Consider the following 26596-nt stretch of genomic DNA (forward strand, 5'->3'; position numbering starts at 1 on the left):
TAGAATAACCATAATAGATCTTTTATGACTCTATATTATCTATAGTTTTATAAACAATTTGATCTTTCCTAAGTATTATTTTCAAACCGAATTTTTATTATCTATCTCTCCTACTTATTTTTAATATCCTGATACACTTTCTCAAAAGTCTCGATTGGTAGCGAAAACTTAGTTGTTTTCTCGTTACGATAATTGATCACTATATCAATTTGATTACCTTTTTGCTCAAACTCAATAAATGCATTCTCCCATTTATCTCTGATTGATATTATACGATTGCCATTTTTCTTTTCCTTATAGATGTAATCCATTTTAACTCTCCTTCCAGAATCAATAACAAAACCTTATGTTATTAAAAGTCTACATTATCGACCGACAAAAGGTTTCGAAATAAGCAATCCTCAAAAAAGGAAGTAAATCATGACTTGCGTTTGGTGGCCCGGATAATCAAATCGTGTGGAACTCCATTAAAAGATAACAAAAGCCATTTTAAACGATAATACTATTTGTTCAAACAATACAGTTTACCTTTTATGTCATTCATTTTCTAAAAACTGCAATCCGTAACCATGCGGTAGCAGTTTTTTTTATTTGCTTGACTTAGAGTTAACTCTAAATTGTAAACTAACTTTAATTAAATGAGAGGGATGATGTTGTTGTATTGCATTAGTAAAGCTGCTGAGAAGACTAGTATTAGTTCGTATACATTAAGATATTACGAAAAGATTGGGTTACTTCCACCACCAAAACGAAAAAACAGTGGAAGGCGTTTTTATACAGAGACTGATATTCAGTTCATGTTATTCCTGAAAAGTTTAAAGGAAACAGGTATGTCTTTAGAGGATATTAATGAGTTTGTCAAAGACGGATGCATTTTGGAAAAAATCAATTCGGATGTTAAATCGGCACAACTCTCCCCATCTATAAATAAACGTATTGAGATTTTAACCAAGCACTTAGAGAAAATGGAAATTAAAAAAAGGGAGCTGGAAGAAGTGATTTCTACGACAAAAGGAAAACTGGATACATATTATTCAATTTTGAAAGAGGAAGTGGAAAACAAATGAAACATTTAAATATATACCTGATGTTACTTGGCTTCTCTATTTTTACAGGAGCTACTTTTAATCTTGCAAAATATACGGTTGGATATTTTTCTCCATCGTCTTCTGCGGCATGGCGTTTCGGTTTAGCTGCTGCGGTGATGCTCATCATTTTGATTTTTACTGAAGGTATAAAGAAGAGTCAATTACGGAAAAACGCCGTTTCATACATTGTTCTTGGAATTATAGGAATCTTTGGATTTAATGCCTTGTTTTTCGTTGGTTTAAAATATACATCTCCCGTTAACGGAGCATTAATAATGGGGCTGAATCCTTTATTAACAGCAATTCTCGCTCGAATTATCTTAAAGGACAAAATGACAAAAAAACAAGTACTCGGCATACTCTTTGCTTTCATTGGTGTATTGCTAGTCATTACAGAAGGTTCTATCGAAACCATTAAAACCTTATCAATTTCAGGAGGAGACTTAATAATCTTTACAGGTAACGTTTGTTGGGCACTTTATGGTGTACTTGGACGTCGGTTTGTAAAGGATGGAACTCCGCTATCTACAACCACTTATACGATGGCTATCGGTGCTGTTAGTTTAATAGTAGTTTCCTTATTTACATCCAAACCTGTTTCTTTATCGAACATCCCGATTGGAGTTTGGGGGGCAATTGCTTTTATGGCTTTCTTTACAAGTGTTTTGGGTTACCTATGGTGGAATCAGGGGATTAAAGAGATTGGGGCTAGTAAAACGTCTTTATTTTTCAACCTTGTTCCCGTTGTAACGATGATTATTTCATTTGCCGTTGGAACACCAATAAAGGTATTTCAAGTTATTGGGGCTGTGTTAGTTATATTAGGCGTTTTAACTGCTTCGGGGGTAATACGTTTTCATAAGTACAATACTAAAGAACAGTCAGCTATATAAAGAAATAGGGATTATTTTTGAGAAAATGTGTTAAGTTAAATATACACTAATTATAGGAAGAAGGTGATCCCATGCCAAACAAAAGTAAACCCAATAGATTAATTAATGAGAAATCACCATATTTACTCCAACACGCCCACAACCCTGTGGACTGGTTCCCGTGGGGGGAAGAAGCATTTGAAAAAGCAACACGTGAAAACAAGCCGGTTCTGGTCAGCATCGGTTATTCGACTTGTCATTGGTGCCACGTGATGGCTCACGAAAGCTTTGAAGACGAAGAAATCGCGCGTCTTCTCAATGAACGGTTTGTGGCGATTAAAGTCGACCGGGAAGAGCGGCCTGATGTGGATTCTGTTTATATGAGAATCTGCCAGCTGATGACCGGGCAGGGCGGCTGGCCGCTGAATGTGTTTATTACGCCTGATCAAAAGCCGTTTTACGCGGGTACATATTTTCCAAAGACGAGCAAATTCAATCGTCCTGGTTTTGTTGATGTGCTTGAGCATCTGTCTGAGACGTTTGCGAACGACCGCGAGCATGTCGAGGATATTGCGGAGAACGCCGCTAAACATTTACAGACCAAAACAGCCGCCAAATCAGGCGAAGGCCTTAGCGAGTCAGCGATTCACCGGACATTCCAGCAGCTTGCCAGCGGGTTTGATACGATCTACGGCGGTTTCGGGCAGGCACCGAAATTTCCGATGCCCCATATGCTGATGTATTTGCTTCGTTATCATCACAATACGGGGCAGGAGAACGCTTTATACAACGTGACGAAAACGCTGGACAGCATGGCGAATGGCGGCATTTACGATCATATCGGCTATGGGTTTGCACGCTATTCGACCGATGACGAGTGGCTCGTTCCCCACTTTGAAAAAATGCTGTACGACAATGCGCTGCTGCTGACCGCTTATACCGAAGCCTACCAGGTCACGCAAAACAGCCGCTATAAAGAGATTTGTGAGCAGATCATTACGTTCATTCAGCGGGAAATGGCCCATGAAGACGGAAGCTTTTTCTCTGCTTTAGACGCGGATACAGAAGGAGAAGAAGGAAAGTACTACGTGTGGTCAAAGGAAGAGATTCTGAAAACGCTCGGGGACGATCTCGGAACGCTGTATTGCCAAGTGTATGACATCACTGAAGAAGGAAACTTTGAAGGCAAAAATATTCCTAACCTCATTCACACAAAGCGAGAACAAATCAAAGAGGATGCCGGGTTAACCGAAAAAGAGCTCAGCCTCAAACTCGAAGACGCAAGACAGCAGCTCTTGAAGACACGCGAGGAAAGAACCTATCCGCATGTCGATGATAAAGTGCTGACCTCATGGAACGCGCTGATGATCGCGGGTCTTGCGAAAGCGGCAAAGGTATACCAGGAGCCGAAATATCTCAGCCTAGCGAAAGACGCCATCACATTTATTGAAAACAAATTAATCATCGACGGCCGTGTGATGGTCCGATATCGTGATGGCGAAGTGAAAAACAAAGGCTTTATCGACGATTACGCTTTTCTCCTATGGGCTTATCTGGATCTCTATGAAGCTTCGTTTGATCTTTCTTATTTACAAAAAGCGAAGAAACTGACAGACGATATGATCAGCTTATTTTGGGATGAGGAGCATGGCGGATTCTACTTCACCGGACACGATGCAGAAGCCTTAATCGTACGGGAAAAAGAAGTGTACGACGGCGCCGTGCCTTCAGGAAACAGTGTGGCAGCTGTTCAGCTGCTACGTCTCGGGCAAGTCACCGGCGACTTATCACTGATCGAAAAAGCGGAAACGATGTTTTCCGTGTTCAAGCCAGACATCGACGCGTATCCGAGCGGCCATGCTTTCTTTATGCAAAGTGTGTTAAGGCATCTGATGCCTAAGAAAGAAATCGTGATTTTTGGCAGCGCAGACGATCCAGCCAGAAAACAAATCATAGCGGAGCTTCAAAAAGCCTTTAAGCCCAACGACTCCATTCTGGTAGCAGAGCATCCTGATCAATGCAAAGACATTGCGCCATTCGCAGCAGACTACCGCATCATAGACGGCAAAACAACCGTTTATATTTGTGAAAACTTCGCCTGCCAGCAGCCGACAACGAATATCGAAGAAGCGATCCACACGTTAATAAGCAGCAGGGATTAAGACCCTTGCTGCTTACTTTTTGATTTCTTATGGTACCATAAAGCGATCCCCGCAAACACAAGGTTGACCGCTATCGTAAAGAAAGCCTCCCACATCGGGTTCCCCCGCGTAACGGTAAACAGAGAAGGAATTCCTCCATACACACTGTTTTTTTCTGTAATAAACATACACAAAAACATATTATTCGCGGCATGGGCGCCAAGTGATATTTCGATGCTTCCAGTTTTAATCGTGTAATAGGTCCACACAAAACCAAATGTTAAATACTCAATTCCTGCCCAGACAGCGCCGTTGTTCATTTCTGGATTCGCAAAATGCAATACGCCAAACAATCCTCCGACAATCAGTGTCAAAAATAGAGGATTTTTCGTCAATCTCCCGAAAGCTTGAAGCAAAAATCCCCTGAAAAATAGTTCCTCAGCTGATGTCTGAATCGGAACCAAAATGAGGGCAGCCGCTAGCAGCCAGATAAATCGTGATGCATTAAACTCTTGCATTGAATAGCTATCAGGATGAATCACAAAATCAATCAATTGTACGGCGATCATTAGCAAGAAATAAGCAATAAAACCAAAGGAAATTCTCCGCCAATTCATCTTTGAATTTGGTGTTATCACCGTTCGGAAAGGCCGCTTCAAAATAAAGCGCACAGCCAGCCAAACTCCCGGAATGGCGAATAAATAAATCACATGGGACAAATAAAGATCTACGAGAGGATCACTCAACACAGCTTCATCCAAATCAAACGTGATATTGGGATTCACAATAACCGTGAACAGTATAGCGAAAAGGTAAGCTATATTCCCGAATACATATAACCCTACCATCACCAAAAAAGCGAAAAAATATCTCCACAATGTATTGTTTCCTTCTATAGGACGGATAAATGAATTCATTCCTTCTATGTCTCTTCCTTTCAATGAGAATATTACTATATATTTGCATAAATTGGTCTATGAATCTACTGTTTTGGAAATCTTTTAAGCAAAATTAAAATATAAAGTGTGAATTTAGTTCTTCCATCTAGTGATTTGAACTCTGTTGCCAATGAACCAAGATACTTATAATAGTCCCAAGAGGAGAATTTTCAGTCTTTTCTTACTACTTAAAAGGGGGTTTTTTATGAATACGATCTTCAAACAAAAGAATACACATCCTTTCTCAAACGTAGCGAATCGTTTAGACCGCCTTCCGATTTCACGCGTTCATTTCCAAGTGTTAACCGCTCTCGGCATTGTTTATTTCTTTGATCTCGCAGATTTATTTACCCTCAGCAATGTAGCGCCGGCACTGATTGAACATTGGGGCATCCCACTTTCAACTATTGCTAACGTAACGGCTGCTTCGTTTTTAGGCATGTTTTTAGGCGCTTCACTGGGCGGACGGCTGTCCGATCGAATCGGCCGCAAAAAAGCCTTAAATCTATTTGTCTTTGTTTTCTCAATCGCATCGCTATGCAATGCTGCGGCATGGGACATTCCATCTTTAATGACATTCCGTTTCCTCACCGGATTTGGCGTTGCAGCCGCCATGGTCATTACGAATAGCTATTTGGCGGAATTTTTCCCTTCAAGTGTACGTGGAAAATATATTTCTTTTTGTGCCATGATTGGATTGATTGGGGTTCCGATCACCAACATTGTGTCTGCCTTTGTCATTCCTCTTGGTTCATGGGGATGGAGGCTTGTGTTTGTATGGGGTGCCGTCGGCCTTATTTATTTTTTCTTCATCCGCCGTCTGGAAGAGTCACCTCGCTGGCACGAAAATCGCGGGGAATATACGAAAGCCGATGCGATCCTCACCCGAATTGAAGAACAGGTTGAAAAGGAGAAAGGCCCGCTTCCGGCAGCATCCCAGCCTAAAGTAAGCGAAACTGTTAAGCAGAATGCAGGTTACGCAGGCTTATTGAAAGGCAGAAACCTCAAAATCACCATCGTATTATCTGCTGTATGGATTTTTGAAACGTTTGGGTTTTACGGATTTGCTTCATGGGTTCCAAGCCTGCTAAAAAGTAATGGCGTAACCATGGAAAATACATTATGGTATAACGTATTGCATTCCGTCGGCGCTCCGCTTGGCGCACTGCTCGGCTCCATGATTTCCGAAAGATTTCAAAGAAAATGGATTTTAGCTGCGAGTGCGTTTCTGACGGCCATCGCCGGGCTCTTATATGGTATGACTTTTATTCCCATCATGATCATTGTATTTGGTTTTATCGTGAATATCACAGAACGGGTCTTTACCTCGAACTTATACGCCTATACATCTGAACCTTATCCGACTGAATACCGCTCGTCTGGCAGCGGTTTAGCCTATGGTCTTGGCCGTTTTTCAAACATTTTTGGCTCATTGCTTGTCGGATTTATTGCCGTTCAGCTCGGCTATATCAGCGTCTTCTTATTTATTGGGGGCTGTTGGCTCGCATGCTCCTTGCTGTTAATCTTCTTCGGTCCTAATACGAATGCAAAACAGATTTAAAAAAGTCAGTGCGGATCTGCCGCACTGATCTCATTACAATTGCTTCAAAATCCTTGCGGGGTTTCCGCCTACAACAGTATTAGCGGGTACATCCTTAGTGACAACAGATCCAGAAGCAATCACTGCGTTATCACCGATTGTCACTCCCGGGTTAATCACCGCCCGGCCTCCAATCCAAACTTGATCTCCAATTGTCACAGGCTTACCGAACTCCTTCCCGGATTTCCTTTCGATCGGATCAAGAGGATGACCGGCCGTGTAGATATGTACACCTGGCGCAATCAAACAATGACGGCCGATACGCACCTCACACACATCTAAAATGACACAGTCAAAATTAACAAATGTATGATCTCCGATATGAATATGATAGCCATAATCACAGCGGAATGTCGGCAAAATCGTGACTTGATCCCCAACCGAACCGAGCAGCTCCTTCAAAAGCTCTGTCCGCACTATATCATCTTCCGGTGTTTCGTTATATTGTCTAATCAGCTGTCTCGCATGCTTGCGTTCTAGTAATAGTTGTTGATCTTCCGAATTGTATAATTCTCCGGCTGCCATTTTTTCTTTTTCTGTCCTCAGCATTTAAGTCACTCCATGTCAGATTGTAATCTCGATCAAATTTCCTTCATCATCCTCAATCACACTTTCATAGTAGCCGTCTCCTGTTGTCCTCGGGCCGTTTACTACTGCGAAACCATCCGCCTTCAATCGGTCAGTCAGTTCGTCAACTTTCTCCCGGCTCCCAACGGAAAAGGCAATATGTGCCCAGCCTGTCATTGTTTGTGAGGGCGGATCGGTCACATTCCCTTTTTTCATAATTTCCAGCCTTGCTCCGGAACCAAACGTAATAAAATAAGACTTAAAATCTTTTTTCTCATTATGATACAAATCATTCGCTTCGCCATTAAAATACGTTTCATAAAAAGACTTCATTCGCTCTAAGTCATTGACCCAGACCGCTATATGTTCAATCTGCATTTCTTCCTCCCCCTTCACCTTCAATGAAGTTATAAGGTATGAAATGCATTTCAGTTCAAGCTTTTTTCTTAAATTTATGCTGAATTTTGATATCAGCGGGTTCATCCTGCAAAAATAGAGAAAATGCTGCGATGCCGAGCTGCTCAAGATTCAAATCAAGCGACGGAAAACCAAGAACACGGCTGATAGAAGTATTCCCCTCGCCTATGATTTCAACGTCCCAATTATTCTTTTTGGCAAATAGATGAATTCCAGCTGCCACTTCATCACTATTTGCATAAATAGCAGTCGGAACCCGCCCGCTCATATAAAAATGTTCAGCTGCCAGCTCACCATCATTCATATCGTTGCATCCGGACAGCATATGGTGGTCTTCCAACCTTCCGCAGATAGCTTTATAGGCCGCAGCTTTATCAGCCGTGCTCGGGCTCCTATCAGCTTCTCTGACACACGTAAAAGCAATATTCTCATGCCCGCGGCTCTTTAAATAGCGAAAGCTCTCTGCATAAGCAGTTTTTCTGTCATTAAAAGCACAAGGGACATCAATGTCTCCGGTTTCCTCACAAGCGATGACCGGCCCATATTCCTGATAAGCTAAAATGCTGTCCCAATGATTGGCGCGGGAAGTAATGATGAGACCGTCTATTTTCTTCGTTCTTAACAGCTCTAAATATTTGATTTCAATATCGGGGTTATAATTGGTGGGGAGAAGGGTCGTTGCATACTCATGCTGAAAAGCCGCCTTGGTGATTCCGTTAACGATTTTATCAAAGCAGGGATGATCGCTATAAGGCAGAATCACACCGACCGTATGGGTTTTCCCGCGAATGAGATCGATTGCGGTTCGATTTGGTGTATAATCCAAATCCTTCATGACTTGATGAACAAGCTTTCTCTTTTCTTCAGATACATACGGATGATGATTCAATACACGCGAGACAGTCGAAACAGATACATTTGCCAGTCTTGCGATCTCTTTTATATTTGCCATCTCTTTCTCCTTTTCATATAAAAAAAAGCAGTAAGTGTAAAATCCTTACTGCTATCTCATCATATATTGATGATAAGTTCAACAGGACAATGGTCGGAACCCATGACGTCCGCTGATATGCTGGCATCTTCAATCTGTTCCTTAAGGCTTTCAGAAACAACAAAATAATCAATCCGCCATCCAATATTTCTGTCCCGGGCGCCGGCACGATACGACCACCAGGAATAAGCGCCTTCAAGATCAGGATAAACATGACGAAAAGAATCAACAAAGCCAGCTTCTAAGAAACGAGTGAATGCCTCTCTTTCTTGATCTGAAAATCCAGCATTATTCCGGTTCGCCTTTGGATTTTTCAAATCAATCTCCTGATGGGCTACATTCAAATCACCGCATAAAATCACTGGTTTTTTCTGATCCAATTCAAGAATATAAGACAATAAGGCCTCTTCCCATTGCATGCGGTAATCAATCCGCTCTAATCCCCTTCTGGAATTGGGCGTGTAAACAGTCATTACAAACACGTTTTCAAATTCCAGCGTAATCACTCTGCCTTCTTGGTCATGCTCTTCTACTCCGATACCGTAGATGACCTGCAACGGTTCTTGCTTAGAAAAAACAGCTGTGCCGGAATATCCTTTTTTCACTGCATAATTCCAGTACACATGATAGCCTTCAGGCTGGAGATCAACCTGGCCGTCCTGTATCTTCGTTTCCTGAAGACATATAATATCTGCATCCTCTTCTTTCAAATAAGAGAGGAAATCCATTTTTCTCATCACAGCCCGCAGGCCGTTTACATTCCATGAAATCAACTTCATGTTTCATCCTCCCCCCTATAAAAAAGAGCAAGAACCCGAAGGTCCTTGCTCTTTACGTATCAGCTTACTCACCGCTTACGTATGGAAGTAAAGCCATTTGACGTGCGCGTTTGATCGCTGCAGTCAATTTACGTTGGTATTTAGCGTTTGTTCCAGTTACACGACGTGGTAAAATTTTACCGCGCTCAGAAACAAACTTTTTAAGAAGATCTACATCTTTGTAGTCGATGTGCGTGATACCGTTAGAAGTGAAATAACACACTTTACGGCGTTTCGCACGACCGCCTCTGCGTCCTCCTGCCATTGTCATTTCCCTCCTTTCTTTTTCATTTTAGGCGATAATCACATTAGAATGGAAGATCATCATCCGAGATGTCAATCGGTTTGCCGTCGTTGGCAAATGGGTCATCATTAAAGCTGTTCCCCTGATTGCGTCTCTGGTTGTTTTGATTTCCCCCAAATGGATTATCATTTTGGCCTCCGCCAAAGTACTGGCCTCCGCCGCTGTTTCCTTCGTTGTATCCACCTGAACCAGAACCGCCGCCGTTTTTCGGCTCAAGAAATTGAACACTTTCAGCTTGGACCTCTGTCACGAAGACACGCTGTCCTTGCTGGTTTTCATAGTTTCTTGTTTGTAAACGGCCATCTACGCCTGCAAGGCTTCCTTTTTTCAAGAAGTTTGCAACGTTTTCGGCTTGTCTTCTCCAAGTGACACAATTAATGAAATCGGCCTCACGTTCTCCGGACTGGTTCGTAAATGTACGATTCACAGCAAGAGTAAACGTAGCAACAGCCGCACCGTTTGGCGTATAACGAAGCTCTGGGTCTTTTGTCAGTCTTCCGACTAATACAACTCGGTTAAGCATAAGAAAGACCACCTTTTACCATTATATATTTCAAAATTGCTTATTCTTCTTCTTTAACAACAATGTGGCGAATGATATCGTCACTGATCTTAGCTAGACGGTCAAATTCTTGAACTGCCGCAGCGTCAGATTGAACGTTTACGATTTGGTAGAAACCGTCGCGGAAATCGTTGATTTCGTAAGCAAGACGACGTTTACCCCAATCCTTTGTTCCAGTGATCTCCGCACCGTTAGAAGTCAGAACGTTGTTGAAACGCTCGATAACTGCTTTTTTAGACTCTTCGTCAATGTTTGGGCGGATAATGTACATAACTTCGTACTTTCTCATCTGTTTGCACCTCCTTTTGGACTAAGCGGCCCATAATGGGCAAGGAGCAATAATTCTATTACTCACAATTTTATATTATACCAAAGCTCTTGTCCCTTTACAACTGCATCCTATACATTAAATCGGAAATGAATAACATCTCCGTCTTGGACCACATATTCTTTCCCTTCAAGGCGGACTTTTCCTGCCTCTTTAGCTCCTGCCATACCGCCGCCCGCAAGAAGATCCTCATAAGCAACTGTCTCAGCACGAATGAAGCCCCGCTCAAAGTCACTATGAATAATTCCTGCACACTCAGGGGCTTTCATGCCTTTTTTGAATGTCCAAGCTCTGACTTCCTGTTCTCCGGCTGTGAAATATGTTGCGAGGCCGAGAAGAGAGTAAGACGCTTTGATCAGCTGATCAAGACCTGATTCTTGAATGCCCAGCTCTTCCAAGAACATTTGCTTTTCTTCGCCTTCAAGCTCAGCGATTTCGGATTCGATTTTTGCACACACAACGATAACTTCTGCGTTTTCGCCGGCAGCGTACTCGCGAATCTTCGCTACATTTTCATTGCCAGATGGATCAGCAACTTCATCTTCACTTACGTTGGCCACGTACAAAATAGGCTTCGAAGTCAGTAAATGGAGCTGCTTCACAAGCTTTTGCTGCTCTTCAGTGAATTCTACAGATCGAGCAGGCTTTTCACTCTCAAACGCTTCTTTCAGTTTAGATAAAATCTCAAACTCAAATACAGCGTCTTTATCTTTTTGCTTCGCAAGCTTGCTGACGCGTGTAATCCGCTTTTCAACCGTTTCCATATCAGCGAGGATCAGCTCAAGGTTGATCGTTTCAATGTCATCAATCGGATCAACCTTTCCGGAAACGTGTGTAATGTTGTCATCGGAAAAAGCACGGACAACGTGGCAAATCGCGTCAACTTGGCGAATATGAGATAGGAACTTGTTGCCGAGTCCTTCTCCTTTAGATGCGCCCTTTACAATCCCTGCAATATCAGTGAATTCAAAAGCAGTCGGCACAGTCTTCTTCGGGTTGACCAGCTCAGTCAGCTTTTGCAGACGATCATCCGGCACCTCTACAATTCCCACGTTCGGATCAATTGTACAGAACGGGTAGTTGGCTGATTCGGCACCGGCCTGTGTAATTGCGTTAAATAGTGTTGATTTTCCGACGTTCGGCAAACCAACAATTCCAGCTGTTAAAGCCATTCTTTCATCTCCTCTATATAAAACCGTCATTGTATGAGCGTATTTTGAACCTAGAGCAATTATAAGGAGGTTCACTGGAAAAGACAAGCTGACAAAAAAGCATTTTCAGCCTGCCAATCCCTTTGATTATGCTTTTTTCAAGCCTACTAAACAGTCAAAAAGCGTACTTCCCATTCCATTATCAGAATTTGTATCATTTGTCAGTGCATTGACTGACCCTCCAAAAGCCGCCCACATGCCTTCATCTATATTAATCGTCTTCGCATGAGCCTGCTTCATCACTTTCACCTTGCCCTTCAAGCGTCCGCGGTCATTAAAGATGACAACCTCGTCTCCATCCTGAAGATTCTGCTCAGCCGCTATATCTGGAGAAATATCAACCTGAACGTGCTGAAGCTTTTCAATAAACGGCACATGCTGTGAATGGTTGGAACGCTGCGGATGAATGGATAACAGCGTATAAGGGTACTTTTCAGCTAACTCCTCATTATGGAAAACAGATTCTTCGGGCACATTTAATTGAAGCGAGCCGCTAAATCCCTTTTGCTCAGCTAGCGACGAAGTAAATTCAAATTTTCCACTCGGCGTCAAAAACTGATAATCATCCCACGGCACCTGTTTTACTGGAAGAGGGAGGTGGCCTTTTTCTTTTAAACGCTCGAGTGTCACACCCTCTGCTTCCAATGAAGAAAGCCCCATCTCTAAAAATTCTTGAGTGCTGTATTCAAACAGCTCGCCAAATCCAAGGCGTTTTGCAAGCTCTGACCAGATCCAGCTGTCCGACTTCGCTTCACCCTGCGGCTCCACAAGCTTCTTCCCGTACTGAACATAATGATGATACATACTGGAATAGTAGATATCTTCTTCTTCAAAAACAGTGGCAGTCGGCAAAACATAATCACACAGCTTTGCGGTATCTGTCATAATGGAATCAATCGCAACCGTCATGGGAATCTTTTCAAAAGCTTGTCTCACCTTATTTGTATTCGGCACCTGAGTCAGCGGATTTCCGCACGTCACAATAATCATCTCAATCGCAGGATCAGCAGCGGTCAACACTTCTTCAGCCTGCGTCATCATTGAAAAAGAACGTGATGTTGTTTTTAATTCCGGCAGCGTCAGCTTTGTTTTTGCAAAGCTCTCGCCAATCTGGACATTTCCGAAATTCGCGCCGCCGCCCTTAATTCCGACATTTCCGCTTGCCGCAACGAGTGCATCAATCCAACGAATCGTTCCGCCGCCGTTTTTATATCGCTGCATGCCAAGCCCCATAAAAGTAGACACCGGACCATCAGCATACAAACCGGCCAGATACTCCAGATCCTCCATAGAAGTTTCTGTTTTCACAATAAACTCTTCCAGAGAAACAGTTTTCAAAAGCTCTTTCACATCATCAAAACCGACAGAATGCTCAGAAATAAACGTTTCATCCGTTCTTCCCGTCTCAATCAGAACCTTCAAAACGGCTGCCGCAAGCCAGCCGTCCATTCCAGGCTTTACAGAGATATAGCGGTCAGCAAGCTTAGCAGTCGGGTTGAAGATCGGATCAATCACCGTAATCGTGGCGCCCTTCTTTTTCACCTGCTGCAAGTGATGGTATAAGTGCATATTTGTTCTGGATACATTTCTTCCCCACACAACAACATGCTTGCTGTTGTAAATATCAAGCGGGCCGTGACCGTACGAACGGCCAAAATCCCAGCTTTGCGCCTCGATGCCGGAGCCCCAGCATATGCTTCCGACGATTTCAGTCACGCCTCCATATCCATTAAAAAAACGCTGATCAAGCGCTTTTAACAGACCGTTATTCGCATAATCATGGCTGTGCAAAACAGCAGTCGTCTCCGACGTTTCCTTGATTTCCCGAAGTTTATCGGCAATTTCATCAAGTGCCTGCTCCCAAGAAATCCGCACAAACTCGCCATTTTGTTTTTTCATTGGATAGCGAAGCCGATCAGGAGAATTTGTTTTTGTCTCAAGCATTCTGCCGCGGCCGCAGATTTTACCTTCCGTAATCGGATGGTTTGGATCTCCGTCCACTTTTGTTACCTTTCCATCATCAACAGTCACCAAAAAGCCGCAGCTGTCCCAACAATTTAGCGGACATGCCGACTGATGCACTTTGCTCATCGCCGTCTTCTCCTTACCTTCTATATGAAAAAGCATGAGTGTCGGCCTATTTATGAAGTAGGCTCCTCATGCTTGACTAGTACTTTTTTTAGTTTTCTTTCAAATTCTCTTCTCGGAATCATAACACTGTGAGAGCATCCCTCACACTTAATTCGAATATCCATTCCCATGCGTATAATTTTCCAACTGTTCGCTCCGCATGGATGCGGTTTTTTCATTTCTACGATATCATTCAGGCCAAAGTCTTTATCCGCCAAGACCCTTCACCTCTTTTCCTAAACTGCTGTATCTATTGTACAAAAAAACTGATCATAAGAGCAATCAAGATACCCGAAAAGAAATACATCCTCTTATTTCCATTTACTCAAAATAGGATATAAGAGCAGACAAACTAACAAATACAAATTGAGCATCCCATATATCGGATACAAGAACGCGATCAAATCAGAAAATCCGAAAGAAGTAAAAGGTACCATTAACATTAACAAAATCAACACAATCATCCATCTAGGCATATGAATAAACGCCATCAGCCGGCTGGACAGCCCCAGCAAACCTGCTACCGTCGTCGTGTAAATCGCCAGGCACAGCACCGCCGTCATACATAAAAAAAGGAAATAAGGCGCACCCTCCAGAACGGCAAACAGCGGTATTTCAAACTGAGAAAGGGAGCCCGCCAGCTCCACCAACGTTTCATTATAAACAAATGAGATCACGCCAAAAATAAGACCGCTTGCCACACTTGCTATTTTTGCTTCTCCGAGCCCTTTCATCTCTTTCCCAACAGAGGATAAAATCGCAACAACTGAAAGGATGTTTAAAGAGGTAAACGTAATGCTCGCAGGCCAGTTATACTGCTGGGACAAATCAATCGTCCACGTATGGTGATGTGTGCTCTGAAAGGAGATCAGCGCATATAAAAGCCCCGCTACTAACACAGGAATCAAAATACTATTTATAGATAATATTCCTTTCACATCCCACAAAAACAAACACACTGTCACGATGCAAATCAGCGTGATTCCCCACCAGAAAGGAAGCTTGTACATTTGCAGGGTCACACCGCCTCCGGCAATCATCACCATAGTCGTCGAAAACAAATAAAAAATGATGAGGACATCATAAATTTTCGCCAGCCATGGCCCCATTAAATGCTCCAGAACCGGCAGAAAATGAGTGGATTGAACTTTAAAACTGATTTTCATCACAATATAAGACGAGAAAATGAACATAATTGTAAACAGCACAATAGCAAGTCCGCTTTCCGCCCCAAAAAACTGCCATATCTCCTGACCGCTCGCATATCCGGCCCCGATCAGGCTCCCTAATATGAGCAGCATCCACTTCATTCCGGCTCTCCACAACACTATCACCTCATAGACAAAGTTCAGCTTGTTCCCGTTATTGTTACTATATAAATAAAGGAAAGCAAAAATGCCATATTTTCATAGACATTTGAACAAAAGCTGAAATTATCATACGAAATACACATAAAAAAAGACTGCTAATGGAGGCAGTCTAAAAATATATCATTTTGCAGTGGAATGAAGGAATGAACCTCATTAACCATTCCTATCTATAAAGTGTTTTGTAAGCAGACCGTAGCTTGATCATGATCGAGGCAATGGGGGAAAATATTTATAATTCACCCACTAACCATTCATAATAACCTCTACTTTTTTAAAATCTCCGGTGTCATACACAAAGCATAAAAAACCGTACTGCTGGATATACTGTAAACAACCTTACATAACGAAACACACACCATAGCAATTCTGTTACCTACTATAACAAGGAAGTGAAACCCATGAATCGAAAAGGCGGGCTTTTTTCCTCTCAGGAACGAGTAAAGCAATATGTTTCACATACAGATGCTGCAGCGGCAAAACAAATCCAAACCATCCTTTCTTCATCCTTACGTAAAGCTGCCGGCAAACCAATTGTTGTGGTTTGTATCGGAACAGACCGTTCAACCGGTGATTCATTGGGCCCGCTCGTAGGAATGAAACTCAAACAGATGCAGCTCACCAGATTCCATGTCTACGGAACCTTATCTGACCCCGTCCATGCTGTGAACATGAAGGATAAAATCAATGACATTCATAAATTACATAAAAACCCATTTGTTATAGCAGTCGATGCATGCTTAGGCCGCGTTAAGAGTGTGGGTTCATTTCAAATCGGGGACGGGCCATTAAAGCCCGGAGCCGGTGTACAAAAAGACCTTCCTGAAGTGGGGGATCTTCATATTAACGGAATCGTGAATGTTAGCGGTTTCATGGAATATTTTGTATTGCAAAATACAAGACTCAACTTGGTCATGAATATGGCAAATGTTCTAGCAGAAGGTTTGAGTTTAACAGATCGGACAGAGTGGAGGCAAGAACGCCTTAACCCGTTGCAAAGGCTCACTGGGCGCATATAAAACAAAAACCATCTTCGTTTGAAAGATGGTTTTTTCATTTATGATTCTCGTTCAGACAAAAGCTCTAAAATCCGGTCAAGGTCTTCATTAGAGAAAAATTCAATTTCGATTTTGCCTTTTTTCTTCTGTCTTTTAATATTAACTGTTGTTCCAAAATAATTTTGGAGATAGGATTCCCGTTCTTTTAGAACCGCATCTTTCACAGGTTCTTTTTTCTTTGTTTCACGTGGAACATTCTGATTCAACTGCTGAATCAGCTGCTCAAGCTGGCGAACATTGAGCTGCTCCGCAATCACTTTTTGTACCAGCGGTTCAAGCTTATTTTTGTTTTTCAAGCCAAGGAGCGTGCGTCCATGTCCCATAGAAAGCGTACCTTCGGCAATAAGCTGCTGAATATTTTCTGGCAGTGTCAGCAGTCTTAAATGATTCGCAATATGCGGTCTGCTTTTCCCAAGACGTTTGGCGAGCTGCTCTTGTGTGAGATCTAAGTGTTTCAACAAGGAGTCATATGCCTGAGCCTCTTCAAGCGGAGATAAATCTTCACGCTGAAGGTTTTCTAATAAAGCAATTTCCCTCATTAACGCCTCTGATAATTCACGGACAATGGCCGGAACTGTATCTAAACCTGCCAGCTTTGCCGCTCGAAAACGCCGTTCACCCGCAACAATATCATAGCCTTTTAAAGATTTTCTGACGATAAGCGGCTGAAGAATGCCATGCTGCAGCACAGATTCTTTTAGTTCAGCTAATGCCTCGTCATCAAAGTGTTTTCTTGGCTGATAAGGATTAGGGCGTAAATCGGCAATTTTAATTTCTTCAACTGTCTCTTCAGACAAATCTACCTGATTAAATAACGCATTAATCCCTTTTCCAAGGCCTTTAGCCATTCGCAGCCACTTCCTTTGCTAAATCTAAATATACTTCCGCACCTCTTGACCGCGGATCGTATAAAATGATGGGTTTTCCGTGACTCGGTGCCTCACTCAGACGGACATTACGCGGAATAACTGTCTTATATACTTTATCCCTAAAATACTTTTTAACCTCTTCAATCACTTGAATGCCAAGGTTTGTCCGGGCATCAAGCATTGTCAGCAATACACCTTCAATCATTAAATCAGTATTCAAATGCTTTTGCACAAGACGTACTGTATTTAATAACTGGCTGAGACCCTCCAAGGCATAATATTCGCACTGTACAGGAATCACAACGGAATCCGAGGCTGTAAGGGCGTTAATCGTCAGCAAGCCCAATGACGGCGGACAATCAATGATAATATAATCATAATTTTGCTTTACTGCTTCAAGCGCTCTCTTCAATCTCACTTCTCTTGATATTGTAGGAACCAGCTCGATCTCAGCCCCTGCAAGCTGAATCGTCGCAGGAATCACATCCAAGTTCTCTACTGTCGTTGCTTTAATAATATCTATTACATCTGCATCATCTACTAAAATATCGTACACACACTGCTCTACATCGGCTTTTTCAATCCCTAATCCGCTTGTCGCATTTCCCTGCGGATCAATATCTACCAGCAGAACCCTTTTCCCTATGTAAGCCAAACATGCCCCAAGGTTGACAGACGTCGTTGTTTTGCCGACCCCGCCTTTTTGGTTCGTAATTGCTATGATTTTTCCCACGATGTCACCTACTTTCACATGAACATGTACTATCTTGCTTCTATTCTATCAAAAAAAGATTAAAGCGTTTCATTTTTTTCATCATTTTGTTCCGAATCAGAAGGGAAATAATTGAAAATTCAAGCACGCTTTATGCTTTCTCTTATAAATTCTGCAATTTCTATGTTTTTTTGACTTAAAAAAGGAATTTCTTAAAGAAAAAAAGAAGAAGTCACAGTACAGAACGTGGAAACAGGATGGTGAGAAAATGGTTTATCAAACGAAGAGAGACGTACCCGTTACGCTGATGATTGTGTTTCTCATATTACTGATACAAGCAGATGCCATTGTTCCTTTTGTGCTGGGAAATATGAGAGTTTCCGGCTGGATCATTTTTATTCTGCTGACTCTTTTAAATGGACTCATCATTTGGAGCTTTATTGACCTAAAATATGTATTGAAGGAACACCATCTGATCATTAAAGCCGGATTGATCAAACATCAAATTCCTTATGAAAACATCGATAAAGTCGTTCAAAAAAAGAAACTGTGGTCCGGTTTTCGTCTGATCGGCTCTCGCCATGCCATCACAATATATTATCAGGGGGGATGGGGACATGCAGTGATTTCACCGCAAAAATCTGAAGAATTTATCCACAAGCTTAAAGAAAAGAATTCTAATATAATAATATTCACTAAAAGTAAGTGATTACCTTTTATTAAAAATATAAAAAGCTCTCCTGCTTTTCAGGAGAGCTTCTATTTTGGTATGCGAATCGTTAATTGAATATATTCTTCAAATTCTTCTTCTTCCGTATTCAATTTTACACCGCTGTCTTCCACCATTGATAGTGACTGGCGAATCGTGTTCATCGCAATTCTTGTATCTCTGCTGAATGCTTTGCGTCTCGGCTTTGGCTTTCTCTGGCCTTGCTCCAGCATTTTCACCACGCGGTCTTCCGTCTGCTTTACATTTAAACTTTTCTCAATAATCTCTGTGAGCAGTGTGACTTGGAGCTCAGGCTGTTTCAGTGGAATCAGTGCTCTGGCATGGCGCTCGGTGATTTTCTTCTCCATAATTGCCTCTTGGACCGGCTGAGGCAGCTTTAATAACCGAAGCTTATTCGCGATTGTAGACTGCCCTTTTCCTAAGCGCTGTGCGAGTGCCTCCTGTGTTAAATCATGCAGCTCAAGCAGCCTAGCATAAGCATGCGCTTCCTCAATAGAAGACAGTTCTTCCCGCTGCAAGTTTTCGATTAACGCCACAGAAGCGGTTTCCGTGTCGGAAAAATCCTTAATAATTGCCGGAATCTTTTCCCACTCAAGCGATTGCACCGCTCTCCAGCGTCTTTCACCTGCAATGAGTTCGTATTGGCCTTCTTCTTCTGTATGCCTAACAACAATCGGCTGAATAATGCCGTGTGTATGAATGGTCATTGCTAACTCTTTGATTTTTTCATCTGAGAAAATGGTGCGTGGCTGAAAACGGTTGGGAACGATAGCATTTACCGGTATTTCCAGAATCTCTTCTTTGTTTGTATCATGTTCAGCAATCTCCGGCTCCTGTTCCTTCTCACCAAGCCCGAAGAAACGAGAGAATGAATGCTTCATGTACCTACACCACCTTTAAAAACTGCCATTTTTATAATTCTATTTTCTCATGGTTTTTCCTGCTGTACATCCATCAATTTTGATGAAAATATGATGGTATTGTCATATCAGGCTGTCTAAATTACCCTTCAATTGGCGATTTATTAGGAGTTCCCGGTTTTCTTGGATACTTCTTAGGTGTATTTTTTATTTTGCGTATCACCATAATATTACGATCGCTTTCTTCAATAGGCAGCTTAAAAGAATGGATATTCTCAAGTTCTCCTCCAAGCGTCGTGATTGCTTTTTTGCCTGCATTCAGTTCTTCTTCAGCTGATGCGGCTTTTAAAGCAACAAATAAACCGTTTTTCTTCACCAGAGGCAAGCAAAGCTCACTCAAAACAGATAATCTCGCAACTGCTCGCGCTGTCACAATATCATAGCTTTCACGCACGTCTTTCCGTTGCCCGAACGTTTCAGCTCTGTCATGGCAGAATGTTGTATTCTCCAATTGCAAAGCCTCAGATAACTTTTCTAAAAACGTGATCCGTTTATTCAGTGAATCCACGATTGTGACATTGAGGTGCGGAAAGCATATTTTTATCGGCAGACTTGGAAAACCCGCTCCCGCTCCGACATCACAAATCGTGTTCACCTGATTGAAGTCGACATAAAAAGCAGCTGTAATGGAATCATAAAAATGCTTTAAATACACTTCTTTTTTCTCTGTTATTGAAGTCAGATTGATTTTTTCGTTCCATTCAACCAGCATGTCGTAATACAGCTCAAATTGCTCCAGCTGACGGGGAGAAAGGGAGATCCCTTTTTCCGCCAAACCAGAAGTGAATTCTTCAATATTCATGCCGTCATCCTTTCTATTCGGCTATCTTCGCAATGCGTCCCTGCTCTAAATACACCAATAGAATTGAAATGTCCGCCGGGTTTACACCGGAAATGCGGGAAGCTTGGGCAACAGACAAAGGCCGTACATTTTTCAGTTTTTGACGCGCCTCGGTCGCAATCCCCTTAATTGCGTCATAATCAATTCGATCTGGAATTTTTTTATTTTCCATCTTCTTCAGTTTTTCCACTTGCTGAAGAGATTTTTCAATATATCCTTCATATTTCACTTGGATTTCTACTTGTTCTGCCACGTCTTGAGGAACTGGCACTTCTGGCGGCGCCAGTTTTGTGACTGTTTCATAGTTCATTTCAGGACGCTTCATCAAGTCTGTGCCGCGAACTCCATCTTTCAATTCGCTTCCGCCAAGAGAACGGATATATTCTTGATTTTCCGGAGACGGCTTGATAATTACAGAATGAAGACGTTTTTTCTCCGCCTCGATCGCCGCTTTTTTCTTCTCAAAAGCCGCATAGCGCTCATCAGAAATCAATCCAATGCGGTGTCCGATTTCTGTCAGACGCAAATCAGCATTGTCATGGCGAAGAAGCAATCTGTATTCCGCACGTGATGTCAAAAGACGATATGGCTCATTGGTACCTTTTGTCACAAGGTCATCAATCAGAACACCAATGTAGGCGTCAGAACGGCTTAAAATCACTTCTTCTTTTCCAAGCGCTTTTCGTCCTGCATTGATTCCCGCCATAATCCCTTGTCCCGCAGCTTCTTCATAACCGGAAGTTCCGTTAATTTGGCCTGCAGTGTAAAGGTTTGTGATTTTTTTTGTTTCAAGTGTCGGCCAGAGCTGTGTCGGTACGATTGCATCATACTCGATCGCATAGCCGGCTCTCATCATTTGCACGTTTTCAAGTCCAGGAATCGTTGCAAGCATTCTTTGCTGTACGTCTTCTGGAAGACTTGTAGATAAACCTTGGACATAGACTTCCTGTGTATTTCTGCCTTCCGGCTCAAGGAAGATTTGGTGACGCGGTTTATCATTAAATCGTACAACTTTATCTTCAATGGACGGGCAATATCTTGGGCCTGTACCTTTGATCATACCGGAATACATCGGTGAACGGTGCAGGTTGCTGTCAATAATCTCATGTGTCTCAGGGCTTGTATATGTCAGCCAGCAAGGGAGCTGATCTGTGATATATTCCACTGTTTCATATGAGAAAGCGCGAGGCACATCGTCACCAGGCTGAATTTCCGTTTTGCTGTAATCAATCGTGTCGCTTTTAACGCGAGGCGGCGTACCTGTTTTAAAACGAACAAGGTCAAAACCGAGTTCCTCCAAATGCTCAGAAAGCTTAATAGAAGGCTGCTGGTTATTCGGGCCGCTTGAGTAAGACAGATCGCCAAGAATGATACGTCCTCTTAAATATGTCCCTGTTGTCATGACAACTGCTTTCGCACGATAATGTGCGCCGGTTTGTGTAATAACGCCTCGGCATTCGCCGTCTTCAACGATCAGCCGCTCCACAATTCCTTGCAGCAATGTTAAGTTTGGTTCTTTTTCAAGCGTATTTTTCATTTCGTGCTGATATTGGAATTTGTCTGCTTGCGCACGTAATGCACGAACCGCAGGACCTTTTCCTGTATTCAGCATTCTCATTTGAATATGTGTTTTATCGATGTTTCTTCCCATTTCTCCGCCGAGCGCGTCAATTTCGCGGACGACAATCCCTTTTGCGGGGCCGCCGACAGACGGATTACATGGCATAAATGCAACCATATCTAGGTTGATGGTCAAGACAAGCGTTTTGGCGCCTTGGCGTGCAGATGCGAGGGCAGCCTCAACACCGGCATGCCCGGCGCCAATCACAATCACATCGTATTGGCCTGCTTCATACCCCATGATTCTAGTTCCTCCTTTTATTATTTTCCTAAACAGAATTGTGAAAAGAGCTGATCAATTAAACTTTCGTGGACAGAATCTCCAATGATTTCCCCTAAAAGCTCCCAGCATCTTGTAAGGTCAATTTGCACCATGTCGATCGGGACATCCTGTTCGATGCCGCTAAGCGCATCTTCAATGGCGCGTTTTGCTTGCTGTAAAATAGAGATGTGACGTGTGTTGCTGACATAAGTCAGATCACCGCTTTCAATGGCACCCGTGTAGAACAATGATTGAATCGCTTCTTCCAGATCATTGATGCCTTCCTCTTTTAAAAGAGATGTCGTAACAACTGGACGTCCATTGGCAAGCTCACGGACACGTTCAGTGTCAATCTTCGCCTCAAGGTCAGTCTTATTCAAAATCACGATTACATCCATGCCCTCAACGGCTTCAAAAAGCTTCACGTCTTCTTCAGAAAGCTCTTCACTATAATTAAGCACAAGTAAAATCAGGTCCGCTTCCTTTAGGACCTGGCGAGAACGTTCAACACCGATTCGCTCAACAATATCCTCTGTTTCACGAATACCTGCTGTATCAACCAGACGAAGCGGGACGCCCCTTACATTCACGTATTCCTCAATCACATCCCGTGTCGTTCCGGGAATATCGGTTACGATGGCTTTTGCCTCATGAACGAGGCTGTTCAGAAGAGATGATTTTCCTACGTTTGGCCGGCCGATAATGACGGTAGAAAGACCTTCACGCAAGATTTTTCCTTGCTCAGAAGTCCTCAGCAGCGCCTCAATTTCCTTTTTCACGGCGGTTGCCTTTTCGACTAAAATCTGATGCGTCATTTCCTCTACATCATCATACTCCGGATAATCGATATTCACCTCAACATGGGCCAGTGTTTCTAAAATCTCACTGCGCAAACGGCGCACCAAAGCAGAAAGACGCCCTTCCATTTGATTCATAGCAACGTTCATTGCCCGGTCCGTTTTCGCTCTAATTAAGTCCATAACCGCTTCCGCCTGTGAAAGATCGATACGCCCGTTTAAAAACGCACGTTTCGTAAATTCGCCAGGCTCTGCCAGTCTCGCTCCCTCTCTCAATGCGAGCTGAAGCACTTGGTTCACAGTCACAATTCCCCCGTGACAGTTTATCTCGATAACATCTTCCCGTGTAAAAGTTCTCGGCGCTTTTAACACTGATACCATTACTTCCTCAACGACACGATCCGAAGGTCTGTCTACGATATGACCATAATGAATCGTATGTGATTCGACCGAGCTGAGTGTTTTCCCCTTTGGTCCCTTATAAATTCTATCTGCGATTTGAATGGCTTCTGGTCCGCTCAACCGTACAATCGCAATCGCGCCTTCTCCCATCGGTGTGGAAATTGCCGCAATTGTATCCATGTTGTTCACCTCTCTTTACTTATACTTCATCTATATAAAAAAATTTTATTATGCCAAAACTAAAAGATAACATAGTTTGGTTCGAAGTGGAAGATTTGTTATCCACAGAAATAGAAATTCGTCCCTTATTACTTTAACTTATCCACATGTGAATAACAATTAATTTTATTTCCTGAACTTCCTTTTTATCAACAGGATACACCTAAAAAGAAAAAACTTAAACGGCAAAACCTTGATATTACTAGGAAAAGTAGATTTTTCAGATACAAAAAAACCGAAATCCAATTTTTATCGGACTTCGGTTTTATGCTATCTTTTATGGGAAATAACGAGATGACGATTTTCGCCTTCACCCATTGAATATGTTTTGATCTGATGGTTTGCATATCCAGAAAGAGTATCGTGAATAATTTTTCTTTCGCTGGACGGCATAGGCTCAAGCTGGATGGATTTTTTCGTTTTCAAAACCTGGTCAGCAAGCTTGATGGCCAGCTGGCTCAGTGTTTCTTTTCTTTTCAAACGATAGTTTTCTGCATCCACCGTCACATTTTTATATTGGCCTGGATAACGGTTAAGGGCAAGCTGTGTCAAAGTTTCAAGGGCGTTTAAGTTTTGTCCTCTTTTCCCAATCAACAATGCTGCCTTTTCACCTGTTATATGATATCTCACTGTCTTTTTACTTTCTTGAACAGTCACATCAGACTTCCCGGCAATGGCTTCGGCAATCGTTTGAAGATATAACTTCGCTTGCTGAATCGGATCAATCTTTTCAACCAGCTTTACGATCGCAGGCTTTTTACCGAAAATACCGAGAAACCCTTTGTTTCCCTCTTCAATAACAGTAATTTCTACCTTATCCTTCGTTAATCCCAACTCTTGCAATCCGGACTGTACTGCTTCATCGACATTTCGCCCTGCAGCAGTCACATTCCTCACTTTTTCTTTCCTCCGGCTTTTTGCGGCTCAGGATTTTTTTTAATATCAGGTCCTTTAATGAGGAAAGTTTGCGCAATCATAAACAAGTTACCAACTACCCAATAAAGAGAAAGAGCCGCCGGGAAGTTGATCGCAAATACGATAATCATAATTGGCATAATCCAAAGCATCATCGCCATTTGCGGATTTTGCTGCGCATTGCCAGCCATCATCAGTTTTTGCTGAACAAATGTAGCGACACCGGCAACGATAGGAAGGATATAGTAAGGATCTTTTTCTCCTAAGTCAAACCATAAGAAGCTGTGCTCTGAAATCGCCTGGGTTCTCATGATCGCATGATAGAATCCAATTAAAATCGGCATCTGGATCAAAATCGGGAAACATCCCGCCAATGGATTGACACCATGCTTTTGGAATAAAGCCATTGTTTCCTGCTGAAGCTTTTGCTGCGTTTTTTGATCCTTTGAGCTGTATTTTTCTTTAAGCTTTTGCATTTCCGGCTGTAAAGCCTGCATCGCTTTCGAACTTCTCAGCTGCTTAATCATCAGCGGTAAAATTAATAAACGAATTAAAATGGTAACTAGAATTATTGAAAGCCCGTAGTTATCTCCCGTCAATTTCGCTACATACGTAATGAGCTCAGACAATGGATATACTACGTACTTGTCCCAGAAATGCGGACTATCTGCAGTGATCGGCTCTTTCACACTCGAGCATCCAGCCAAAAGCATGAATACGCCAACCATACTTAATAGCAACCCTATTCTCCTTTTCAACAACATTTCCTCCTATAATTAATCTTTACACTCTTTTATTGCAAAGCATACTTGTATGTATTTTAGCATCTTTCAGTTTTAAATGGTGTCTTTTTCTGATCAACCAGAAAGGAAGCGCTTTTAAAAGTTGTAAGAAAGCAGTGGTGATGCCTACTTTGACGAAGATTTCTTATATAATGAAGACTTTCTGAATAGATGCTGCAGACTTTTTTTCGTTTCCTCATATGTCAGCTGGCTCGCCGGTTTTCTGGCAATAATGATGTAATCCTTTTCCTTCAGTCTCTCTTTCTCTTCAAGAAAGGCCTGCCGAATCAAACGTTTGATCCGATTTCGCATCACGGCATTGCCAATTTTTTTGCTGACGGAAAGCCCGACACGCAGTTCATCATTTTCAGGCTGATCAAGCGTATATAAGACAAACTGGCGGTTTGCAACTGATGTCCCATGTTTAAACACTTTTTGAAAATCTTCATTTTTCTTTAAACGATTTCGCTTCTTCAAATGACTCACTCCGATACTGGCTGGCAGAAACTTTTAAAATTTATTATGAACATGAGATGCATCTGAACCAGGAAGCATGCCCCGGTTCATTACGCATCACATCTATCTTTTCCCATAACGTGAAAAAAGACCACTGACATTATTCAGTGGCCTAAGCTGATAATACTTTTCTGCCTTTGCGGCGACGGCGTGCTAAAACTAGACGACCGTTTTTTGAACTCATACGGCTTCTGAAGCCATGAACTTTGCTGCGTTTACGGTTATTCGGTTGGAATGTTCTTTTCATTTATGACACCTCCCTCGAGGAATAGCTGTTAAAGACAGTCTTACTTATTATATTTGCGTTACCTATTCATTGTCAACTTCACTAGTGCTTTTATTTCTTGCAACCATAATAGGATACCATACCTTTTCAACTTTCGAAACCTTATTTTTTAGATTCCTTAATTTTACGGAAAAAAGACAAATTCAAACAATTTGCCCCTAAAATCACGCATGTGGATATCTTTTTCGGCTTTTTTTAGTATCCACAGAGGTTATCGACAACATTTTCACATTACCAACCCCTGTGGACAAGGTTTTTTCAACAGGTTGTCCGCTTTGTGGATAAGATTGTGACAACCATTGCAAGCTCTCGTTTATTTTGGTATTATATTTG

Annotated in this window: 29 protein-coding genes; 6 read left to right on the forward strand and 23 right to left on the reverse strand. The window is 42.3% G+C overall.

Translation table 11 applies throughout. From position 1 onward, the window contains the following. Window positions 1-110 precede the first annotated feature (110 nt). Complete coding sequence (locus QF06_RS18825; protein ID WP_021481098.1) at window positions 111-311, reverse strand: hypothetical protein; 201 nt, start codon at window positions 309-311, stop codon at window positions 111-113. Window positions 312-650: 339 nt separating this feature from the next. Between QF06_RS18825 and QF06_RS18830 the strand changes: the two genes are divergently transcribed. The 3 genes from QF06_RS18830 (at window position 651) to QF06_RS18840 (ending at window position 4122) form a co-directional block, all read left to right on the forward strand. Then, complete coding sequence (locus tag QF06_RS18830; RefSeq protein ID WP_041850269.1) at window positions 651-1067, forward strand: MerR family transcriptional regulator; 417 nt, start codon at window positions 651-653, stop codon at window positions 1065-1067. Next, a complete protein-coding gene (locus tag QF06_RS18835) occupies window positions 1064-1981 on the forward strand; it encodes a DMT family transporter (RefSeq protein ID WP_041850268.1) in 918 nt (305 codons plus the stop codon). Before QF06_RS18830 ends, QF06_RS18835 begins: the two co-directional genes overlap by 4 nt. A gap of 71 nt (window positions 1982-2052) precedes the next feature. Then, complete coding sequence (locus QF06_RS18840; RefSeq protein WP_041850267.1) at window positions 2053-4122, forward strand: thioredoxin domain-containing protein; 2070 nt, start codon at window positions 2053-2055, stop codon at window positions 4120-4122. On the opposite strand, the gene QF06_RS18845 is transcribed toward QF06_RS18840, so the two are convergent. Next, window positions 4119-5018, reverse strand: coding sequence for a CPBP family intramembrane glutamic endopeptidase (locus QF06_RS18845; protein ID WP_032724963.1), 900 nt, complete (start codon window positions 5016-5018; stop codon window positions 4119-4121). The two genes, QF06_RS18840 and QF06_RS18845, sit on opposite strands and share 4 nt — an antisense overlap. 226 nt (window positions 5019-5244) lie before the next feature. On the opposite strand from QF06_RS18845, the gene QF06_RS18850 reads away from it, so the two are divergent. Further along, a complete protein-coding gene (locus tag QF06_RS18850; protein WP_041850266.1) occupies window positions 5245-6600 on the forward strand; it encodes an MFS transporter in 1356 nt (451 codons plus the stop codon). 33 nt (window positions 6601-6633) lie between these two features. Here QF06_RS18850 and QF06_RS18855 read toward each other — a convergent pair whose 3' ends face one another. The 11 genes from QF06_RS18855 to QF06_RS18905 all read right to left on the reverse strand — a co-directional run bounded on the left by QF06_RS18855 (window position 6634) and on the right by QF06_RS18905 (window position 15295). Beyond that, window positions 6634-7188, reverse strand: a complete 555-nt coding sequence (locus QF06_RS18855) for a sugar O-acetyltransferase (RefSeq protein WP_015250785.1) — start codon at window positions 7186-7188, stop codon at window positions 6634-6636. Between the two features lie 15 nt (window positions 7189-7203). Continuing rightward, window positions 7204-7584 (reverse strand): VOC family protein, encoded by a 381-nt coding sequence (locus QF06_RS18860; protein ID WP_015715075.1) that lies wholly within the window; start codon window positions 7582-7584, stop codon window positions 7204-7206. Between the two features lie 55 nt (window positions 7585-7639). Next, complete coding sequence (gene ccpB / locus QF06_RS18865; protein ID WP_015715076.1) at window positions 7640-8575, reverse strand: transcriptional regulator CcpB; 936 nt, start codon at window positions 8573-8575, stop codon at window positions 7640-7642. A 59-nt stretch (window positions 8576-8634) separates the two neighbouring features. After that, window positions 8635-9393, reverse strand: a complete 759-nt coding sequence (gene xth, locus QF06_RS18870) for an exodeoxyribonuclease III (RefSeq protein WP_015250782.1) — start codon at window positions 9391-9393, stop codon at window positions 8635-8637. Window positions 9394-9457: 64 nt separating this feature from the next. Then, entirely contained in the window at window positions 9458-9697 is a 240-nt protein-coding gene (gene rpsR / locus QF06_RS18875; RefSeq protein ID WP_003219224.1) for a 30S ribosomal protein S18, read from the reverse strand. A gap of 43 nt (window positions 9698-9740) precedes the next feature. Next, complete coding sequence (gene ssbA, locus QF06_RS18880) at window positions 9741-10259, reverse strand: single-stranded DNA-binding protein SsbA (protein ID WP_003219228.1); 519 nt, start codon at window positions 10257-10259, stop codon at window positions 9741-9743. Between the two features lie 40 nt (window positions 10260-10299). Then, entirely contained in the window at window positions 10300-10587 is a 288-nt protein-coding gene (gene rpsF / locus QF06_RS18885; protein WP_003244064.1) for a 30S ribosomal protein S6, read from the reverse strand. 110 nt (window positions 10588-10697) lie between these two features. Then, window positions 10698-11798 (reverse strand): redox-regulated ATPase YchF, encoded by a 1101-nt coding sequence (gene ychF, locus QF06_RS18890; RefSeq protein WP_003242727.1) that lies wholly within the window; start codon window positions 11796-11798, stop codon window positions 10698-10700. A 126-nt stretch (window positions 11799-11924) separates the two neighbouring features. Continuing rightward, window positions 11925-13928, reverse strand: a complete 2004-nt coding sequence (locus QF06_RS18895; protein WP_015715077.1) for a molybdopterin-dependent oxidoreductase — start codon at window positions 13926-13928, stop codon at window positions 11925-11927. Between the two features lie 50 nt (window positions 13929-13978). Further along, window positions 13979-14185, reverse strand: a complete 207-nt coding sequence (locus QF06_RS18900; RefSeq protein ID WP_003226838.1) for a DUF951 domain-containing protein — start codon at window positions 14183-14185, stop codon at window positions 13979-13981. Window positions 14186-14278: 93 nt separating this feature from the next. Beyond that, entirely contained in the window at window positions 14279-15295 is a 1017-nt protein-coding gene (locus QF06_RS18905; RefSeq protein ID WP_077670815.1) for a YkvI family membrane protein, read from the reverse strand. Window positions 15296-15735: 440 nt separating this feature from the next. Between QF06_RS18905 and yyaC the strand changes: the two genes are divergently transcribed. Next, window positions 15736-16353 (forward strand): spore protease YyaC, encoded by a 618-nt coding sequence (yyaC, locus tag QF06_RS18910; RefSeq protein ID WP_003243890.1) that lies wholly within the window; start codon window positions 15736-15738, stop codon window positions 16351-16353. 38 nt (window positions 16354-16391) lie between these two features. Here the strand turns inward: yyaC and spo0J are convergent, their stop codons facing one another. Together spo0J and soj are read right to left on the reverse strand one after the other, a co-directional pair. Further along, window positions 16392-17240: a stage 0 sporulation protein Spo0J gene (spo0J, locus tag QF06_RS18915; protein WP_003226832.1), complete on the reverse strand. Its 849-nt coding sequence runs from the start codon at window positions 17238-17240 to the stop codon at window positions 16392-16394. Continuing rightward, window positions 17233-17994: a sporulation initiation inhibitor protein Soj gene (gene soj, locus QF06_RS18920; protein WP_003219244.1), complete on the reverse strand. Its 762-nt coding sequence runs from the start codon at window positions 17992-17994 to the stop codon at window positions 17233-17235. Before soj ends, spo0J begins: the two co-directional genes overlap by 8 nt. A 247-nt stretch (window positions 17995-18241) precedes the next feature. Here soj and QF06_RS18925 point away from each other — a divergent pair, with 247 nt between their 5' ends. Further along, complete coding sequence (locus tag QF06_RS18925; RefSeq protein ID WP_003244005.1) at window positions 18242-18682, forward strand: PH domain-containing protein; 441 nt, start codon at window positions 18242-18244, stop codon at window positions 18680-18682. Window positions 18683-18732: 50 nt separating this feature from the next. Here the strand turns inward: QF06_RS18925 and noc are convergent, their stop codons facing one another. From noc to rpmH, 8 genes are all read right to left on the reverse strand, one after another. Further along, window positions 18733-19584: a nucleoid occlusion protein gene (gene noc, locus QF06_RS18930; protein ID WP_003226829.1), complete on the reverse strand. Its 852-nt coding sequence runs from the start codon at window positions 19582-19584 to the stop codon at window positions 18733-18735. A 121-nt stretch (window positions 19585-19705) separates the two neighbouring features. Continuing rightward, window positions 19706-20425 (reverse strand): 16S rRNA (guanine(527)-N(7))-methyltransferase RsmG, encoded by a 720-nt coding sequence (gene rsmG, locus QF06_RS18935; RefSeq protein ID WP_015250777.1) that lies wholly within the window; start codon window positions 20423-20425, stop codon window positions 19706-19708. A gap of 13 nt (window positions 20426-20438) precedes the next feature. Then, the gene (mnmG, locus tag QF06_RS18940; protein WP_003226825.1) at window positions 20439-22325 is read right to left on the reverse strand and encodes a tRNA uridine-5-carboxymethylaminomethyl(34) synthesis enzyme MnmG; all 1887 of its coding nucleotides are present in this window, start codon (window positions 22323-22325) and stop codon (window positions 20439-20441) included. A gap of 20 nt (window positions 22326-22345) precedes the next feature. After that, a complete protein-coding gene (mnmE, locus tag QF06_RS18945) occupies window positions 22346-23725 on the reverse strand; it encodes a tRNA uridine-5-carboxymethylaminomethyl(34) synthesis GTPase MnmE (RefSeq protein ID WP_029318519.1) in 1380 nt (459 codons plus the stop codon). A 309-nt stretch (window positions 23726-24034) separates the two neighbouring features. Beyond that, complete coding sequence (jag, locus tag QF06_RS18950) at window positions 24035-24661, reverse strand: RNA-binding cell elongation regulator Jag/EloR (protein WP_043940259.1); 627 nt, start codon at window positions 24659-24661, stop codon at window positions 24035-24037. Then, window positions 24658-25443, reverse strand: a complete 786-nt coding sequence (gene spoIIIJ / locus QF06_RS18955; RefSeq protein WP_010886648.1) for a YidC family membrane integrase SpoIIIJ — start codon at window positions 25441-25443, stop codon at window positions 24658-24660. The genes jag and spoIIIJ overlap by 4 nt, the downstream gene beginning before the upstream one ends. Before the next feature lie 144 nt (window positions 25444-25587). Beyond that, a complete protein-coding gene (gene rnpA / locus QF06_RS18960; RefSeq protein WP_003242628.1) occupies window positions 25588-25938 on the reverse strand; it encodes a ribonuclease P protein component in 351 nt (116 codons plus the stop codon). A 151-nt stretch (window positions 25939-26089) separates the two neighbouring features. Beyond that, entirely contained in the window at window positions 26090-26224 is a 135-nt protein-coding gene (gene rpmH / locus QF06_RS18965; RefSeq protein ID WP_003178075.1) for a 50S ribosomal protein L34, read from the reverse strand. Window positions 26225-26596 lie beyond the last annotated feature (372 nt).

Origin of the sequence: Bacillus sp. YP1, assembly GCF_000877815.1 — a bacterium.
Lineage (GTDB): Bacteria > Bacillota > Bacilli > Bacillales > Bacillaceae > Bacillus > Bacillus subtilis.